This window comes from Acidimicrobiales bacterium, assembly GCA_035316325.1.
In the GTDB taxonomy this organism is placed as follows: domain Bacteria; phylum Actinomycetota; class Acidimicrobiia; order Acidimicrobiales; family VFJN01; genus DASXTK01.
Map to the genome: position 1 here is coordinate 44,274 of DATHJB010000133.1, position 17,279 is coordinate 61,552.

Consider the following 17,279-nt stretch of genomic DNA (forward strand, 5'->3'; position numbering starts at 1 on the left):
ATGACCGAGGGGCTCCGAGAGCGCAAGAAGGCCGAGACGCGACGGGCGATGACGTCGGCCGCCCTGCGTCTGGCCGAGGCGCTGGGGCCCGACGGGGTGACCGTCGAGGCGATCGCCGATGCCGCCGGCGTGTCGCCCCGCACGTTCTTCAACTACTTCTCCTCCAAGGACGACGCCATCGTCGGCACGACGCCGGTGCACTCGTCCGAGCTGCTCCTCGGCCTCACGACGCGGCCCGAGGGCGAGGCGCCGCTCGACGCGCTGCGGGCCGCGGCGCAGGACGCCGCCGGCCGGTTCGTGCTCGGGTCCGAGGACTGGTTGCGGCGCCGCAACCTGTTCCAGCACCACCCGAACCTCGCGGCCCGCCAGGCCGCCGGGTTCGCCGAGGTCGAGCGGGGCCTGGTCGAGGAGATCGCCCGCCGCACGGGCCTCGACCCCGACATCGACACCTATCCCGCCCTGGTGGTCGCCGCGTCCCTGGGGGCGATCCGCTCCGCGATCGCCGTCTGGCGGGAGCGCGACCGGCCCGCGCCCCTCGCCGAGCTGATCGACGAGGGTTTCGACCACCTGCGCCAGGGCCTCACCGGCCCGCCGACCCCCGACCCGGCCGCCACCGTCCCTGCGATCGTCTGACCCTCAGCTCTCAGAGGTACCCCTCGGGGATCTGACGGGGTGTCAGGTACGATCGGCGAGCTGGTCGGAGAAGGGGGACTCGGGTGGCACACGACGAAGGGGAGGTGCGGGCGGCGGTCGAGCGGTACATCGCCGTACGCGACGAGATCTGCGCCGGGCAGGGGACGTGGGCGGACCTGGCCCAGTTCTTCACCGACGACGCGGTCTTCGTCGACCCGGCGTGGGGACGGGTCGAGGGGATCGACGAGCTACGCCGCACCGTGTTCGGCGACGCCATGGTGGGGCTGGAGTCGTGGTCGTTCCCGACCGACTTCTACGCGGTCGACGGCGACCGAGTGCTGGTGAAGTGGCGGCAGGTCCTGCCGGGGCAGCGGTCCGACGGCCGGCCCTACCAGCAGTCGGGCTGCTCCACGCTGGTCTACGCCGGCGACGGCAGGTTCTCCTACGAGGAGGACCTGCTCAACATGGTCCACGTCTTCGAGGACGTGAAGGACAGCGGCTTCCGCTTCCCGCCGGAGATGGGCCGCCCGCCCGAGCGCCCGAACCGCGACTTCGGCCGTCCCTGAGCTACCTAGAGGAGCGCCGTGACTGCGGTCGTGAAGGCGGCTTCCCGTTCGGCGGGGGATTGCCAGGTGGCGATGGAGCCGGTGGTGGTGGCTCGGACATCGAGGACGTCTTCGATGCGTTCGGCGACGCCGGGGACGTGGGAGATGACGGCGACCAGGCGGCCGGCCTCGGCCCGCGACTCCAGGGCGTCGATGGCGGCGTCGAGCGATGTGGCGTCGAGCGATCCGAAGCCCTCGTCGAGGAACAGGGCGTCGAGGCGGCCGCCGGCACGGGAGGCGATCTCCACCATGGCCAGCGCGAGCGCGAGTGATGCCAGGAACGACTCGCCGCCCGAGAGGGTCTTGGTGGCCCGCTCCTGACCGGTGTGGAGGTCGACGATGGCGAACTCGGGGGAGAAGCCGTAGCGGCCGCCGGTCACCTCGCTCAGGATCCGCGCCGCCACCCCGAGGAGCTCGGCGTGGCGGCGGCGCAGGACCTCACCGATGAACGCGGTGTTGGCGAGCTGGTCGTAGACGAGCGAGACGGCGTCGAGGAACTCGGCGGCGGCTCCGATCCGCCCGTCGAGGTCGTCGGCGACGGCCACCTGGGCCGCCGCTCGGCGCTGCTCGTCGCGTGCCGTGGTGGAGCTCGCGATCGCGGTGGCGTGCAGGGTGGCGAGGGCGGCGGCGTCGCTCGCCCCGGCCGTGGTGAGGACGGCGGCGGCCCGCTGCTGGTGGTCGGTCATCGCGGCTCGTTGCGCCCCGGTCGCCTCGCCGACCAGGCCGACGACAGCGCGGGCCCGGTCGAGCAGCGTGTCGGCCCACGCGGCGCCGTCGGCGAGCCCGTCGGGTTCGGCCCGGTGGGGTGGCGGGTGGTCGGTGGGCTCGGCCCCGACCCGGCCGGCGGCGTCGTCGACGCGGAGGGCGAGCGTGTCGAGGGCGCGGTAGGCGTCGGTGGCGGCGTTCGCCGCCTTCTGCCGGGCCTGCTTCGCCTGCTCCAAGGCCGTGCGGGCGTCGTCGCGGCGCTGGGTGCGGGTGGCGACGGTCGCGGAGAGCGTGGCGATCTCGGCGAGGCGCTGGTCGATCCGGGCGACGGCGTCGGACACGTCGACGGCGGGCGCCGCCAGCTCCGGCGGCGGTGGGGGTTCCGCCGGGTCGGCGGCGTCGAGCACGGCGTCGAGGTCAGGGAGGTCGGGCTGCCAGGAGGGGAGCGGTGCCAGCGCGGCCAGGGCCTGCCGTAGCCGCGAGCGGGACGAGGCGACGCCCCGGGCGTTGGCCGTGCGGGCCCGGTCGACCCGTTCCTGCAGGGCGGTCGCTCGAGTGGTGGCCTCGACCACCTGGGCGCTGATCCCGGCGATGCTGCGGGCGTGCGCGGTCCGCTGCTGCTCCAGTTCGGTGACGGCGGCCGCGGGGCCGGCGAGCAGCGCCGTGGCGTCGCCGGGACCCTGGGGGATCGCCTCCAACCCGGCTTCCGCGGCGAGCGAGGCACGAGCGGTCGCCGCGTCGAGGTGTCGGCCGTCGACCGCATCCCGGGTGGCGGCGAGCGCGGCGACGGCAGCCTCGTGGTTGGCCTCGGCCCGGGCAGCGGCGGTGGCCAGGGTGGCGGCCTGGTCCCTCGCCGCCACGGTGGCCTGCTCAGCCGCGGTGAGCGCCGGGACGGATGGCGGGGTGAAGCCGTCGGGCAGAGTCCGCTCGCAGACCGGGCACGGGTCACCCGCCGCGATCCCCGAGGCCGCGTGGGCGGCCGCGTCGGCTCGGTGGGAGGCAGCGAGAGCATCGTCGGCGACGACGCTGCGCTGCCGGCCGGCCTCCGCCTCGGCGACTGCCGGGGTGGCGGCGGCCTGGGCGTCGGCCTCGCGGGTGCGGGCCGCGACGAGCTCGCCCTCCGCCTGTTCGACGTGCCGGTCGGCCTCGGCGACCCGGTCGACCAGGCCACGCCACCGGTCGAGCCGGGCCCGCGCCTGCATGATCCCGTGGTCGAGCGCGTCGAGCTCCTGCTCGGCCGGGGTCAGGTCGGCCTGCGCGGCGGCCGCGGCTCGCTCCTGGACGTCGGCCTCCGCGGCCTGCTCGTCGCTCTCACGGCGGGCGTCGAGCTGCGCGCCGATGTCGGCGACCAGCATCGGCAGGGCATCGAGCGCGGCCCGGGCGGCCTGCAGCGCGGGCTCGGTGTCGCCGGCCGCGGTGGCCGCCCGCAGGATGTCGTCGGCGGCTCGCCGCGCCTCGTCGGCGTCGGCCAGCGCCCGGGCCGCATCGGCGACCGCCGCGGCGAGGCCGGTGTCGGCCGTGGCCACCGCTCGGACGCGGCTCGCGGCGTCCGCGGACGCCGTCAGATCGACGGCGTCGGCGAGCCGCTGGAGGCCCTCGATCTCGCGGCGCACGTCGTCGGCGGCGCGCTCGGCCAGCGTGACCTCGGTCGTGGCGGCGTCGAGCTCCTTCACCCTCACGTCGGCCGCCTCGGCCTGCGTGGCGGCGTCGGCCGCGGCGGCCCGCGGGTCGGCGGCCAGCTCGCCGCGGGCGAACCTCAGGGTGTCGAGGCGAGGCCCGAGCCGCTGGCGCAGCTCCTTGGCCCGGGCACGGACCTGGTCGAGCTCGTCGACGCGGAACACGTTCCGCAGGATCCGCTGGCGTTCGGCCGGGTTGGCCTCCAGCAGCTGGGCGAACTTCCCCTGGGGCAGCAGCACCGTGCGCAGGAAGCCCTCGTAGTCGAGGCCGACGAGCCGTTCGACCACCCGGGTGAGCTCCCGGGCGCCGTCGATGCGCTCGCCGCTCTCGAGGTTCGTCAGCCGGTGGACCGACGCCCGCGTGCCGGTGCTCATGGTGCGGGTGATCTGCCAGTCGCTGCCGTCGGCCCGGAACGTCAGCTCGACCTTCATGGTGTCGGACCGGTCGCCGATCAGGTCGCCGGCCTGCTTGGTCCAGGTGGCGGCGCCGTAGAGGGCGAAGGTGATGGCTTCGAGCAGCGACGACTTGCCGGCGCCGGTGTCGCCGACGATCGCCACCATGGCGCGGCCGGTGAAGTCGACCGTCTGCACCGAGCGGTAGGACCGGAGCCCTTCGAGGCGCAGGGTGAGCGGGCGCATCAGCCGTCGCCTCCCGCCGTCGCCCCGGTCGCGGCGGTCACGGGGATCGGGCCGGGCGGTTCGAAGAGGTCCTCCTCCCGGAAGGGCGGGTCGTCGCCGTCGATGCCGGCACCCAGCAGGGTCTCGAACACCCGCATGGCCCGGTCGACCCGCGGCCCGGACGTGCCCTCGAGGCCCAGGTAGGCCCGGAACTGGTCGGCGACGGGCGGCTCGGCCTCGGCGTCGAGCTCCTCCGCCACCGTGGCGGTGACGCCGGCGACGCGCTCGGCGACGGAGTGCAGGGTGGCCCGGGGCAGCAGGCTCGCGATCCGGTCGGCCAGGGCAGGGTCGGGCACGTCGACGTCGACAAGGACCTGGTAGATGCCGGTGGACGACGGGTCGGCCCGGGCGGCGATCTCGTCGAGCGTGCCTGCCAGACGCACGAGGCGGCGGCCGCCGCTCAGCTCGACCACCTCGGGCCGGGCGCGCCGGCCTGGCGGAGCGTCGAGCACGACGAGGCTCTTGGTGTCGGACACCTCGCCGAAGTCGATCGGGATCGGCGACCCGGCGTAGCGGCCCACCCCGCCGGGCAGCTCCTGCGGCCGGTGGATGTGGCCGAAGGCCGCGTAGCTGGCGGTGGGGAGGTGGTCGACCTTGGTGGCGTAGTCGTCGCCGACGTGCACCTTCCGCTCGGACCCCGACCAGGTGGCGCCGCCGACGTGGAGGTGGGCGGCGAACAGGGCCACGTGCCGGCCCGGGTCGAAGCCGTCGGTGAGGCCGTCGGCGAGGTTGGCCTCCACCAGGCTGATCCCGTCGGTGTAGGACCCGTTCCACCGTTCCGGCTCGAGGTCGAACGTGCGGACCAGGGCGTTGGGGTGGACGAACGGCAGCACCGCCAGCCGGGCCTCGTGCCGGCCGTCGCGGGCGGGGAACGTCAGCACCCCGCCGTCGCGGGCGCGGCGGGCCACCCCGACGAAGCGGATGTGGTGCGCCGCGGCGTCGCCGGAGAGCCGGGCAGCCATGCCCACCACCCGGTCGAGCACCTCGAACAGGGCCGAGCTGTCGTGGTTGCCCGCGATCACCACCAGAGGCGCGTGTGCCGCCAGCCGGGCGAGCGCCTCGACCGCCCGGTGCATGTCGTCGACCGCGGGCCGGGCGTGGTCGAACAGGTCACCGGTGTGGACGATCAGGTCGAGCTCGCCCTGCCCGGCGACGTCGACGATCTCGTCGAGCACCGCGTCGTGGTCCTCGTCACGACGCACCCGGCCCAGGGTGGTGCCCAGGTGCCAGTCGGAGGTGTGGAGCACCCGCATCAGCCGTCTCGACCCAGCGGGCGTCGGCCGGTGATGCCGGCACCGCCGGCGATCCCCGCGAACGCGTCGTCCTCGGCCTCGACTCGCTGCTGGGCCGACTCCCGTCCCTCGTCGACGTTGGTGGCGTAGCCCGGGAAGGGGAACCGCAGCGGGATGGGGACGGGCACCAGCGGCTGGTCGAGGACCATGGTGCCGGGCAGGAACCGGGTGGCCCGCGCCCGCAGCTCGGGCGTGAGGAACCGGTACTCGGAGGCCTCGGAGGCGTCGAGGCGGCCGACGACCTTGATCGCGGCGTTGCGGACGATCGCCGGGTCGACCGCCGTGGCGGCCTGTTCCGCCCCGATCAGCAGCACGCCCAGCGAGCGGCCGCGCTCGGCCACGTCGACGAGGAGCTCCTTGAGGGGCGAGCTGCCCTCGCGCGGCGCGTACTTGTTGAGCTCGTCGAGCACGACGAACTGGAGCGGCTCGCGCCCGGACGACTGCTTGGCCTCGAACACGGCGTTGAGGAGGGCCCCGACGACGAAGCGCTGGGCCGCGTCGTGCAGCGCGTGGAGGTCGACCACCGTGATCGCCGAACGGCCGACGTCGGGCGCGGTCACCCCGCAGCGGACGAGGTGGCCCATCCGGGGGATCAGGGCGTAGAGCCGCCGCAGGAAGGCCTGCACCGTGCCCTGCTGGACGCCGGCGGTCCACTCGAAGCTGTCGGACTCGACCCGCTCGGAGATGGCGTCGATCAGGTCGCCGAAGTCGGTGATGACGGGACCGCCGGTGACCACGGCGTCGCGGCGGGCCATCTCACCGGCCACCCGCTCGAAGTTGTTCATCGAGCCGGTACCGACGTCCTGCAGCACCAGCGCCCCGGGCCGGCCGTCGACCGGGGCGGCGTGGCGGGCCAGCTGGATGCGGACCCGCTGCGAGATGAACGAGATCTGGTTGCGGTTGGCGGACTCGTCGGCGAAGCAGAACTCGAGCAGGCCGCGGGACACGAAGTCGAGCGGCGTCCAGCCGAACACCTCGACCTCGTCGCTGCGCCGCGAGTCGACCGCCGGCACCAGGCCCTCGCCGCCGGGGACGGCCGGCGCCCAGATGGTGACGTCGCGGAAGGGGCCCGGATCGGTGACGCCGAGCGCCTCCCACTGCCGGCGGGCCTCGGGGTGCTTCACGTCGAGGAGCCGGTTGGGCCGGTCGAGGTGCAGGAGGTCCTCGCCCTTGAGGTTGAACACCAGGGCCCGTGTGTTGGGCGCGTGCGGACCCAGGATGCGTCGGCCCCGCTCGGTCTCGAACAGCTGGTAGAGCAGGAAGGTGGCGTACGACGTCTTGGTGGCCACACCGGAGATCCCGGCGATGTTGACGTGGCCGCCGTTCTTGCCCGACAGGAAGGCGAAGTCGAGGTGGACCGGCTCGCCGGCCTGGTCGAGGCCGACGGGGAGCCGGTCGTCCATCTGGTCCTCGAAGAGGGCGAACGCACGGGCCTCGTCGGCGCAGGCCACGACGACCGAGCCCGGTGCCGGCGACACCCACACCTCGGGCTCGACCCGCAGCACCGCCACCTCCACCCGCCGGGCGGTCTCCCCGGGCATGGTGCGGGAGTCGACGATGCGGGCCGTGTCGGAGGCCCAGCTGGCGCCCTCGATGTGCCCCGACGTCTCGGCGACGATGCCGAAGTGGGTGATCACCCGGCCGTCGGGCAGCGTCTGGGGGCAGGCGACGAGCTGGTCGAGCGTGGCCACGGCATCCGGGGCCAGCACCACGGTGAAGCGCTGGGAGGTGGTCGGCACGGCGCCGTCGACGTGGCCCAGCACGGCGCTCGCCGCGATGGACGCCGCCAGCTTCGCCGCCCGCACGTCGCGGCCGTCGGGCATGCCCTCGGGGTGGGCGCCGTTGCCGGGTCGATCGGTGATGTCGGTCATCGGGAAGCCCCTTCGGGAGTGCGGGCGACCTCGGGCCGGCGGCGGATCCCGACGTCGTCGCCGGCCAGCTGGGCGATGGCGGTGCGGAGGGCTCGGGACGCGAGGCCGGCGTCGCCGAGCAGGTGGCGCAGGTGCCGCTCCAGCGCCCCGGTGGGCTGCAGGTTCTGCGGCGCCCGCGGGTCGACGTGCGGCACACCGGCGAACCGCGGCAGCATGCCCGCCGCCTGGTCGGCCTCCAGGGCGGCGGCGGCGAGACCGGTGGACGCCGGCACCTCGATGCGGACGATCCCGGCCCACGGGCTGGACCCGAGGCGCCGAGGGGCGAGGCGGACGTAGGCCGAGTACCGCTCGGACAGCCGGAAGAGGCTGGTGCGCTGCCCCGACGCCAACTGCCCGACGCGGGCGTGGTGGACGAGCGGGAGCAGGCGGCGGTGATGGGTCTTGGTGACCCCGACCACCGGCAGGTCGTGCGAGCGCACGAAGTTGAGGGGCCCGTCGACGAGGGTCAGGTGACCGTCCGCGCACAGCTCCTCCGCCAGACGGCCCTCGTGCACGCGCATCCGGTTCTGCAGCTCGTCCAGCGGTGCCTTCGGCCAGGTCTTCGGCGTGGACACGGCCGCCCACCGGTAGCCGCCCGCCACCTCGGGCAGCTCCACCCGCTCGCCGCAGCCCACGATCACCATGCGGGTGACCTCGCAGCGCTCGAACCGGAACGGCTTGCCCGGCTCGAGGACCGCCGCGCCGACGCCGTGGGCGCCGGCCACCCCGCTGACGAACGCGCCGCCGCCGTCGAGGTACAGCGCGCCCTCGCCCCGGCGGACCCCGTCGACGAAGGCGAAGCTGCGGGTCCCGCCGTCGGGGACACCGTCGTGGAAGGCGAGAACGTCGGGCCCGTCCTCGACGAGCTCGGCATCGGCCGTGACCTCGGCCTCGGGGTCGACGAGGACAGCGGGCCCATACGTCGCGGCCCAGTCCTCCATGTAGATCGCCGGTGCCGCCGCCACGCTGTTCACCGTTCACACTCCTCTGCCGGACGTCTTCGTCCTCGCCGATCCCTACGTTAGGCAGGGGGTGTGACAGTGAAGGTCGATCCCCGGCGGCCGGCCGGCTCCCCGACGCTCGACGGCGGGGTCGCTACGAGGCGCCTCGGAGGTAGGCGAGGACGGCGCGGACGCGGCGGTTGTCGTCGTCGTCCGGGAGCAGGTCGAGCTTGCTGAAGATGTTGCTGGTGTGCTTCCCGACGGACTTCTCGGCGATGACGAGGCGGGTGGCGATGGCCTGGTTGGACCGCCCTTCGGCCATGAGCGCCAGGACGTCCAGCTCGCGCGGGGTCAGTCGCTCGATGGGGTCGTCGCGTCGGGTGCGGGAGGCGACGAGGGCGGCGATCACCTCCGGGTCCATCACGGTGCCGCCGCCGGCCACCTGGCGGACCGACTCGACGAACCCGCCCACGTCGCTCACCCGGTCCTTGAGCAGGTAGCCGACGGCGCCGTCGCCGCCCGACAGCAGCTCCCGGGCGTAGAGCTGCTCGACGTACTGGGACAGGACGAGGACGGGGAGGCCGGGCCGGGATCGGCGGGCCTCGATGGCGCAGCGCAGGCCCTCGTCGGTGAACGTGGGGGGCAGGCGGACGTCGACGACGGCGACGTCGAGGTCGTCCTCGGTGAGGGCGCGGCGTAGCCCCGCCTCGTCCTCGACGGCAGCGACGATCGTGCAGCCGTTGGCCTCGAAGAGTCGGATCAGCCCGTCGCGGAGGAGGGCCAGGTCCTCGGCGATCACGACGCGCACGGCACCGCCAGGGTGATGCGGGTCGGACCGCCGGCCGGGCTGTCGACGAGCAGGCTTCCGTCGAACACGGCGAGGCGGCGCCCGATGCCGGCCAGCCCTCCGTCGGGGTCGCGCCGGGCCCCGCCTCGGCCGTCGTCCTCGACGACGACGTGCAGGACGTCGGCGGAGCGGGCGATCGTCACGGCGACCCGGCCGGCCCCGCTGTGCTTGGCCGCGTTGGTGAGGCACTCGGCCACGGCGAAGTAGGCGGCCGACTCGACGGGGGCGGGCAGCCGGCCGTCGATCGTGGAGGTGATGTGCACCGGGAGCGCCATCTGCACGGCGAGGGCCTCGACGGCGCCGACGAGGCCGCGGTCGGACAGGACGGGTGGGTGGATGCCGCGCACGACGGTGCGCAGGTCGGCGAGGGCGTCGCGGTTCGTCTCCTGGGCCTCGGCCATGAGCGACCGGGCCTGCTCGGGGTCCGACTCGAGCAGGTCGAGGGCGAGGCCGAGCGTCATGCCCGACGCGACCAGGCGGGCTTGGGCGCCGTCGTGGAGGTTGCGCTCGATGCGCCGCAGCTCGGCGGCCTGGATGTCGACGGCCTCCGACCGGGTGGTGGCCAGCTCCTCGACCCGGGCTTCGAGCACCTGGCGCGTCGCTGCCTCGGTGGGGCCCAACAGGGCGGCGTCGATCGACGCCTTGGCCCGCATCACCGGCGGGACCACGAACCACCACAGGGCGAAGGCGGCGCCGGCCAGGACCCACTGGGCCATGGCCTCGGGCACCGTGTCGATGGTGAACAGCCCGTAGGGCTGGTCGAGGACCCCGTCGGGGGTCACCCAGATGAGGAACGGAAAGATCAGGTACCAGGGGATCGCCAGGAAGGCGGCCACGGCGAAGGTGGCCAGCACGAAGCCGATCGACGAGGTGGCGAACAGCCACGCCACGTCGCGCCAGGTCTGCGGGTCCTTCCCCTGCTGCAGCAGGCGGCCCAGGGCGGTGGGCGCCGTGCGCTCGCGGTAGAGCGCGGGCACCGGTCGCCCCAGCGTTCTCGCTGCCATCCGGCGGTGCAGCCCGGCCATGGCGACGGTCAGGGGGAGGCTCACGACGAGGATGGGGATGCCGGCGGTGACGGGGATGAGGGCGAACCCCACGACATCGAGCACGAACAGGGTGAGAGCGAAGGGCATCAGCAGCACGTGTGCCCAGCCGACCCAGAGGCCGGGCCGGCTCCAGCCGGTGCGCTCGTCGGGGGCTGTGGTCACGCCGCCAGTCTGACGTGGCCACGGCCCGGCCACACGGGACCTACGCCCCCGCTCGGAGGGTGGTGTCGGCCCCCGGGAACAGGGGGAGTGGGCCCGCTGCGCGACGGCCCGCGTTCCCGCACCGTGGGCCGGGTCGCCCTACCCGGGGCGGCGACCCGACGAAGGAGCCGTGATGACCCGCACCCCCGTGACCGTCAGGGTGGCCCGCTGGAGCGCCACCCACCCCTGGAGATCGCTGGGCCTCTGGCTCGGCCTCGTCGCGGTCTCCGTCGTGCTCTCGGCGACGGTGGCACCGAAGACGGCCACGTCCGAGGACATGGCCGCGGGCTCGTCCCAGCAGGCTCTCCGTCTGCTCGACGACGCCGGCCTGGAGGATCCGGCCAGCGAGCTGGTCGTCGTCAGCTCCCCGGACGGCGAGCTCGACCGCCCTGATGCCGTCGCTGCCCTGGCCGACGGCGCCGCCCGCATGGACGCCCTGCCCGAGGTCGCCGCCGTCGGCGATGTCGTCTGGGCAGCCGACGGCGCCGCCGCCCTCCTGCCGGTGCACGTGCGGGGCGACCCGGAGGAGGCGTCCGACCACATCGGCCCGCTGCACGAGGTGACCGCTGCCGTGGCCCGCGACCACCCCGGCCTGCGGGTCGAGCAGACCGGAGGAGCCTCGGTCGACGCCGCCGTCACCGAGGTGGTGGAGGAGGACCTGGCCAGCGCCGAGGCCCTGAGCCTGCCGGTCACCCTCGGCCTCATGCTGCTGGCCTTCGGTGCCCTCATCGCCGCCGCCGTGCCGGTGTTGCTCGCGCTGACGTCGGTGGGCATCGCCCTCGGCCTCTACGCCGTGGTGTCGCAGATGGTCCCGGACATGGGGACCGTCGCCAACATGGTCCTGCTGATCGGCATGGCCGTCGGCGTCGACTACTCGCTGTTCTTCGTCAAGCGCCAGCGGGAGGAGCGCCAGCGGGGCCTCGGCCCCATCGACGCCGTCGAGGTGGCGGCCGCGACCGCCGGCCATTCGATCCTGGTGGCCGGCGTGGCCGTGATCGTCTCCGTGTCCGCCCTGCTCCTGGTCGGCAGCGTGATCTTCTCGGGCCTGGCCGTGGGCGCCATCCTGGTCGTGGCGGTGGCGATGCTCGGCTCGCTCACCGTCGTGCCCGCCCTGGTCGGCAAGCTCGGACGCTGGGTCGACCGGCCCCGCATCCCGCTCCTGTGGCGCCTCGCGGCCCGTACCCGATCCGGTGCCTTCAGCGGGCGGATCGTCGGCCCGGTGCTGCGGCGACCGGTCGTCGCCCTGGCGGTGTCGGGCACGATCCTGGTGGCACTCGCCGCCCCGGCCCTGACGCTGCGGTTGGAGGACACCGACCTGTCCCAGCTCCCCGACGGCATCGCCGAGGTCGAGGCGCTGGAGCGGGTGCAGACCGACTTCCCGACCGAAGGCGACGAGGTGGTGGTCGTCGCCCACGTGGCGTCCGGCACGACGGCTCCGGCCGAGGACGCCCTGGCATCGCTGCGGGCCGAGGCCGAGGCGTCGGGTCGGTTCGCCCCCGGTGCGTCGGTCGCGACGTCGGAGGACGGTCGCACGTTCGAGCTGGTGCTGCCCACCCCGGACACCGCCGGGGCCGAGTCGTCGGCAGCCGCCCTCGACCTGGTCCGGTCCGACCTCGGCCCCGCCCTCCTCGACGACCTCGACGGCGTGCGGTGGGAGACGGCCGGGGCCGAGGCCGAGTCGCGGGACTCCACCGACCAGCAGGCCTCCGCCCTGCCGTGGGTCGTCGGCGCCGTGCTGCTCTTCACCCTCGCGGTGATGGGGGTGACGTTCCGCAGCGGTGGCGTGGCCCTGCTGACGCTGCTGCTCAACGTCGCCTCGGTGGCCGTGGCCTTCGGTGTCCTCGCCCTGGTCTTCCAACACGGCTGGGCCGAGGGGCTGCTCGACTTCGAATCGAACGGCACCGTGGTCACGTGGATCCCGATGTTCCTGTTCGTGGTCCTCGTCGGGCTGTCGATGGACTACCACGTGCTCGTCCTGAGCCGGATCCGGGAGGCGGCGCACCTCGGTGCCTCGCCCCGTGACGCCGTCGCCACCGGCATCCGCCAGACGGCCGGTCCGGTGAGCATGGCCGCCCTCGTGATGGTGTCGGTCTTCGGTCTCTTCGCCACCGCGAGCATGGTCGAGATGAAGCAGATGGGCGTGGGCCTGGCCGTGGCCATCCTCGTCGACGCCACCCTCGTCCGCATCGTGGTGCTCCCGGCCCTGCTCGCCCTCCGCCCCGGCATCGTCAGCACGATGGCCCGCCGGTCCAGCGGGCGTCACCAGGCCCCGTTGCCCGACCGTGCCCCCGAGTCCCCCCGGCCCCCGGCGGTCCCCGTCCCGGTTCCGGTGACCGCCCCCCGCTGATCCGTCCCGTCCGTCCCGTCCCTTGCCGTTCTCGGGTGGGTCCCGGTCGCAGGACGACCGCGATCCACCCGGGAGCGCCTACACCACCCGGTGGGAGGTCGCCCGTAGCCAGGCGAGGACGGCGTCGGCGACACGGTCGGCCGCTCCGCCGAGGAAGTGGTCGGCGCCCGGGACGACCGTGACGGTGGCATCCGGCCAGGTGGCCGCGACCTCGCGCAGGTGATCGGGCGGGCTGAACTGGTCGTGCTCGGCGGCGACGACCAGCACGGGCCGCGGGTCGCCGAGAGTCGCCCTGGGAGGCGGGCCGAAGCGCAGCGGCGGCGCCACCGCCGCCCAGCCGGTCACCCGGTCGTCGCCGACCGACAGTGCGATGTCGGCACCGAACGAGTAGCCGACCAGCCACAGCGGCAGCCCCGGGCCGAGGTGCGTGGCGACCCGTTCCACCCCGGCCAGGACGTCCTCCGGCTCGCCTGAACCGCCGTCGCCCCCGCGGCGGAAGTCGAAGCGCAGGGCGGTCACGTCGGCTCCGGCCAGCGCCCGGAAGATCCCGTCGACCACGGGGTTGTGGCGGTCACCGCCGTAGGCCGGGTGTGGGTGGCACACCACCGCACCCGCCCACGGCCGCTCCGCGATCCACAGGTCGGCGACGACGTCGACGGCGTCGCTCGTCCGCAGCCCGATCAGCTGCGGCTCGGCCGGTCGGCGTGATGCTCCCAACGGGTCGTCGCCCACCCGATCGAAGGTACCCGGCCGCGTCGGCGACCTGCGGGTCGGAGCCGTACCGGCGAGTCGTTTGTGGTCGTTTGGTTGTTCTTGAGTTGCTTGTGGTCGGTCTCCGACGACGAACGACTCGACTGTGTGTTGGCGACTACAGGTGACTCCTGGCCTACGTGGCCAAGGACGGCACGCCGCGGTCGATCCCGATCGGGTTCACCTGGAACAGCTCCGAGATCGTCATGTGCACGGCGAAGAACGCGGCGAAGGTACCGGCCCTGCGGCGCAACCCGTCGGTGGCCCTGACGATCGACACGGAGGTGCACCCGCCAAAGATCCTGCTCATCCGCGGTCGGGCCGAGCTGGACGTCGTCGAGGGCATCCCGGACGAGTACCTCGAGGCGAGCGGCACCTACACGATGACGCCCGAGCAACGGGTCGAGTGGGAGGCCGGTGTCCGCTCGCTCTACGACGGCATGGTCCGGATTGTCGTGACCCCGACCTGGGCGAAGCTGATCGACTTCGAGACGACCCTCCCGAGCGCGGTCGAAGAACTGATCCGGCAGCGGGACGAGCGTCAGCGCGGCTGAACGTAGAGGTCTGCCCGACACGTCGAGGACCGGGCGACGAGCCATGACCTCGTGCGGTTCTGAGAGTCAGCCGTCCGTGCACGTATCGTTTCGGCGACGCAGGAGACGCGAATGCGAGCTGACGCGCAACGGAATCGCCGACTCATCTTGGAAGCTGCTTGTGGTCTGTTCATCGAGTTCGGCGTCCAGGCGTCGCTCGAGGCGGTCGCTCGACGAGCTGGCGTCGGTATCGCGACGCTGTACCGACACTTCCCCCACCGCCGCGCGCTGGTCACGGCGGTCGCCGCCGACGTGATGGCGCGCACCGGCGACGAGGCACGCGCCGCGCTCGCCGACGAGACCGACGCATTCGCCGCACTGCGCCGTTACATGCATCGGTCGCTGGATGTTGGCGCGCCGGCCATCATGCCGCAGCTCGACGAGGACGTGCGGAACGATCCCGAGGTGCGGTCGCTGCTGGACTCGACAGCGGCAGCCCAGCAGCAGCTGCTGCGCGCCGCTGATGAGCAGGGCTCGTTGCGAGCTGGCGTCGAGTTCGCGGATGTCGGCCTGGCGCTGGCCCGGTTCTCGCGACCGATCGGGGGCGGATTCGACCCCGCACTCGAGGAGGGCGTCGCACATCGCCACCTCGATGTCTTCATCGATGGCCTCCGGAATCGCGGCCGTGAGCGACCATTGGAGGGGCCGGCCCCGACACTGCGTGAGTTGCGTCGCATGGGCACGCGCGCCGACCCAGTTTCCTCGGCGCCCCCCGACGCGTCTGCGGTGCGGGCCGTGGTACTCGACGGAAACCGACTAGAGGAGTAAACGTAGGGGTAACCTCCGTTTATGCCCATCGATTCCGCCGTCGATGACCCGCCCGAAACGCGCCGGGGACGCCGCCTTCGGCTTCCTCTCCGGCATGCGCTGCTCACCGCGCACATCGTGTTCTCGGTTGCGCTACTCGGTGACTCCGCGGGCTACCTGGCCGTCGCGATCCGCACGTCGACGCTCGACGACCCCGTGCTGGTGCGCGACTCCGTCCGGACGCTGAACATGTTCAGCCTGGTGTTCGGCATTCCGTTGAGTTTCGCCGCCCTGCTCACCGGCGTCGGCCTCGGGCTCGGGACGCGTTGGGGCGTGTTCCGCTACCCGTGGGTCACGATCAAGCTCGCCCTCATCCTCACCGTGATCCTCGTCGGAGCCTTCGTCATCAGTCCGGCCAGCGAGCAGATGCTCGACGGCGACGGCGACCGGACCGGCCGCATGATCGCCGCTGCCGCCTACGACGTCGCCGCCCTCACGATCGCAACCGGCTTGGGCGTGTTCAAGCCCGGTCGCCCGTTCCGCTCCATCTCGCAACGACGCCATGCCACGGTTTCCTAACCCTCGCGTCCTGGCCGGTGCGGCAACCGTCGCCGTCCTCGCCCTCGCGAGCGCCCCGGTGACGGCGGCCACGACGGAGCCGTCACCGAATGGGCAACCCGGGCCGCGATCCCACTGACCACCGTCGACCCCGCCGCGCCCCTCGACGACTACGCCGACCTGCGCCTCGATCAATTCGCGCTCGACCTACGCCAGGCGACCCCCGAAGCCGTCAGCGCATGGCTGCGCGAGCCGATCACGACGCGCGGCCTCGCCGACAGCGGGCCGGAGGGCTACATGACCGGCGGCTCACCGGGTCGATGGTTCGACATCGTCATCCACCGCCAGGTCGTCACGCCCTCTGGACCGACGGTACCGGCCGCCAACCCTGACCCAGATCAGCAACCAAGGAGAAGGACAACGACATGACCGCGACCTACACCTTCGACATCTTTTCCAGCCTCGACAGTTACGGCTCCCACAACGGCGACTGGGGCGGCTACTGGGGTAAACAAGGCCCCGAGTTACTTGACCACCGCCTTGCCTTGTACGCCCCGGAGCAGCGGATGGTCTTCGGCGCCAACACCTATCGGCAATTCGTTCAGATGCTGGGCTCGAGCACCGAGGGGTCCGGCGTGGGTGACCCCTGGGTCACCCGGATGACGAGCCTGCCGGCAACCGTGGTGTCGTCGACGCTGGAGGAGCCCCTCGCCTGGCCGAACGCGACCGTCGCGAAAGGTGACGCCGTCGACATCGTCGCCCGGCTCAAGGAGGAGTCCGACGTGCCGTTGCGCTCACACGGCAGCTTGTCGTTGAACTGGGCGCTGATGGCCACCGGCCTCGTCGACCGCGTGCAGGTGACGCTTTTCCCTGTCATCACCGGTCAGACCGGGCAGGAACCGATCTTCCGGGGCGCGGCCGACTTCGACCTGGAGCTGCTCGAGACCCGGACACTCGACGGTCACACCCAAGAGCTCATCTACCGACCCACCCTCCACTGATATCGCTCCTCGCTCACACCGATGTTCTCGAGGGTTCCTGTTTCACGCGCTAGCGATACGAAAGGTCCGGATCATGCGCAAGCTCATCGTTTCCATTCACAGTACGGCCAACAACATCGTCACCGGCCCACCGTCCGGTGACGAGACCGACTTCATGCAATGGGCGCTCCCCGGCATCGAAGATTCACAGGACAAGTTCCTGATCTCCCTCGACGGCGTCGACACCATCGTGCTCGGGCGCGGCACCTACGAAGACCTGGTGCGAAAATGGCCGAAGGTCAAGGAATGGCCAGATGTGTCTGATGTCGGCCTCCGCATCGGAGAAAAGGTCAACACCGTCCCGAAGCTCGTCGTGACCGGAACGCATCCGCTGGAGAGCCTCGAATGGGGCGAGTACGAGCCGCCGACACAGATCACCGGGGCCGACGTCGAAGAACAGATCAAAGAACTGAAGAAGCGTGACGGTGGCGACATCATCACGTTCGGCAGCCCTGTCCTCGTGCAATCTCTCACGAATGCCGGGCTGGTCGATGAGTTTCGGATCATCGTTCACCCGGTCATCGTGAACGAGGGCAGGCGCTTGTTCGAGAACCTGAAGGGTCGTACGGATCTCCAACTCGTCGGTGTCGATACGTTTGCGGGTGGCGCAATGGTGGTCACCTACGCGCCGACGGGATCTTGAGGGGGCCGGCGTTCGTCAGCCTGATCCGTTCGTCATCGAGCTTCGGGAGATACCTCGCTTCGCAGAC

15 protein-coding genes are annotated in these 17,279 nt (G+C 72.7%); 8 read left to right on the forward strand and 7 right to left on the reverse strand.

The genetic code is table 11. The features are described 5' to 3' along the window. On the forward strand, positions 1–633 hold the full coding sequence (locus VK611_17540) for a TetR family transcriptional regulator (GenBank protein ID HMG43140.1): 633 nt from the start codon (positions 1–3) through the stop codon (positions 631–633). Positions 634–716: 83 nt separating this feature from the next. Continuing rightward, the gene (locus tag VK611_17545) at positions 717–1,199 is read left to right on the forward strand and encodes a nuclear transport factor 2 family protein (GenBank protein HMG43141.1); all 483 of its coding nucleotides are present in this window, start codon (positions 717–719) and stop codon (positions 1,197–1,199) included. A gap of 5 nt (positions 1,200–1,204) precedes the next feature. Here the strand turns inward: VK611_17545 and VK611_17550 are convergent, their stop codons facing one another. From VK611_17550 to VK611_17575, 6 genes are all read right to left on the reverse strand, one after another. Further along, complete coding sequence (locus VK611_17550) at positions 1,205–4,258, reverse strand: SMC family ATPase (GenBank protein ID HMG43142.1); 3,054 nt, start codon at positions 4,256–4,258, stop codon at positions 1,205–1,207. Next, positions 4,258–5,550 (reverse strand): exonuclease SbcCD subunit D, encoded by a 1,293-nt coding sequence (locus VK611_17555; protein HMG43143.1) that lies wholly within the window; start codon positions 5,548–5,550, stop codon positions 4,258–4,260. The genes VK611_17550 and VK611_17555 overlap by 1 nt, the downstream gene beginning before the upstream one ends. Further along, positions 5,550–7,460, reverse strand: coding sequence for an ATP-binding protein (locus VK611_17560; protein ID HMG43144.1), 1,911 nt, complete (start codon positions 7,458–7,460; stop codon positions 5,550–5,552). Before VK611_17560 ends, VK611_17555 begins: the two co-directional genes overlap by 1 nt. Further along, on the reverse strand, positions 7,457–8,473 hold the full coding sequence (locus VK611_17565) for a hypothetical protein (GenBank protein HMG43145.1): 1,017 nt from the start codon (positions 8,471–8,473) through the stop codon (positions 7,457–7,459). The genes VK611_17560 and VK611_17565 overlap by 4 nt, the downstream gene beginning before the upstream one ends. Before the next feature lie 121 nt (positions 8,474–8,594). Beyond that, complete coding sequence (locus VK611_17570) at positions 8,595–9,248, reverse strand: response regulator transcription factor (GenBank protein HMG43146.1); 654 nt, start codon at positions 9,246–9,248, stop codon at positions 8,595–8,597. Next, complete coding sequence (locus tag VK611_17575) at positions 9,236–10,495, reverse strand: sensor domain-containing protein (GenBank protein HMG43147.1); 1,260 nt, start codon at positions 10,493–10,495, stop codon at positions 9,236–9,238. The genes VK611_17570 and VK611_17575 overlap by 13 nt, the downstream gene beginning before the upstream one ends. Before the next feature lie 172 nt (positions 10,496–10,667). On the opposite strand from VK611_17575, the gene VK611_17580 reads away from it, so the two are divergent. Continuing rightward, on the forward strand, positions 10,668–12,881 hold the full coding sequence (locus VK611_17580) for an MMPL family transporter (protein HMG43148.1): 2,214 nt from the start codon (positions 10,668–10,670) through the stop codon (positions 12,879–12,881). A 78-nt stretch (positions 12,882–12,959) separates the two neighbouring features. Here VK611_17580 and VK611_17585 read toward each other — a convergent pair whose 3' ends face one another. Next, on the reverse strand, positions 12,960–13,613 hold the full coding sequence (locus VK611_17585) for a hypothetical protein (protein HMG43149.1): 654 nt from the start codon (positions 13,611–13,613) through the stop codon (positions 12,960–12,962). A 158-nt stretch (positions 13,614–13,771) separates the two neighbouring features. Here VK611_17585 and VK611_17590 point away from each other — a divergent pair, with 158 nt between their 5' ends. The 5 genes from VK611_17590 to VK611_17610 all read left to right on the forward strand — a co-directional run bounded on the left by VK611_17590 (position 13,772) and on the right by VK611_17610 (position 17,212). Next, a complete protein-coding gene (locus VK611_17590; protein ID HMG43150.1) occupies positions 13,772–14,185 on the forward strand; it encodes a pyridoxamine 5'-phosphate oxidase family protein in 414 nt (137 codons plus the stop codon). 111 nt (positions 14,186–14,296) lie between these two features. Beyond that, entirely contained in the window at positions 14,297–14,992 is a 696-nt protein-coding gene (locus tag VK611_17595) for a helix-turn-helix domain-containing protein (protein HMG43151.1), read from the forward strand. A 21-nt stretch (positions 14,993–15,013) separates the two neighbouring features. Further along, entirely contained in the window at positions 15,014–15,550 is a 537-nt protein-coding gene (locus VK611_17600) for a DUF2269 family protein (protein HMG43152.1), read from the forward strand. A 404-nt stretch (positions 15,551–15,954) separates the two neighbouring features. After that, positions 15,955–16,530, forward strand: a complete 576-nt coding sequence (locus VK611_17605) for a dihydrofolate reductase family protein (GenBank protein HMG43153.1) — start codon at positions 15,955–15,957, stop codon at positions 16,528–16,530. A 73-nt stretch (positions 16,531–16,603) separates the two neighbouring features. Then, positions 16,604–17,212, forward strand: coding sequence for a dihydrofolate reductase family protein (locus tag VK611_17610; GenBank protein HMG43154.1), 609 nt, complete (start codon positions 16,604–16,606; stop codon positions 17,210–17,212). Positions 17,213–17,279 lie beyond the last annotated feature (67 nt).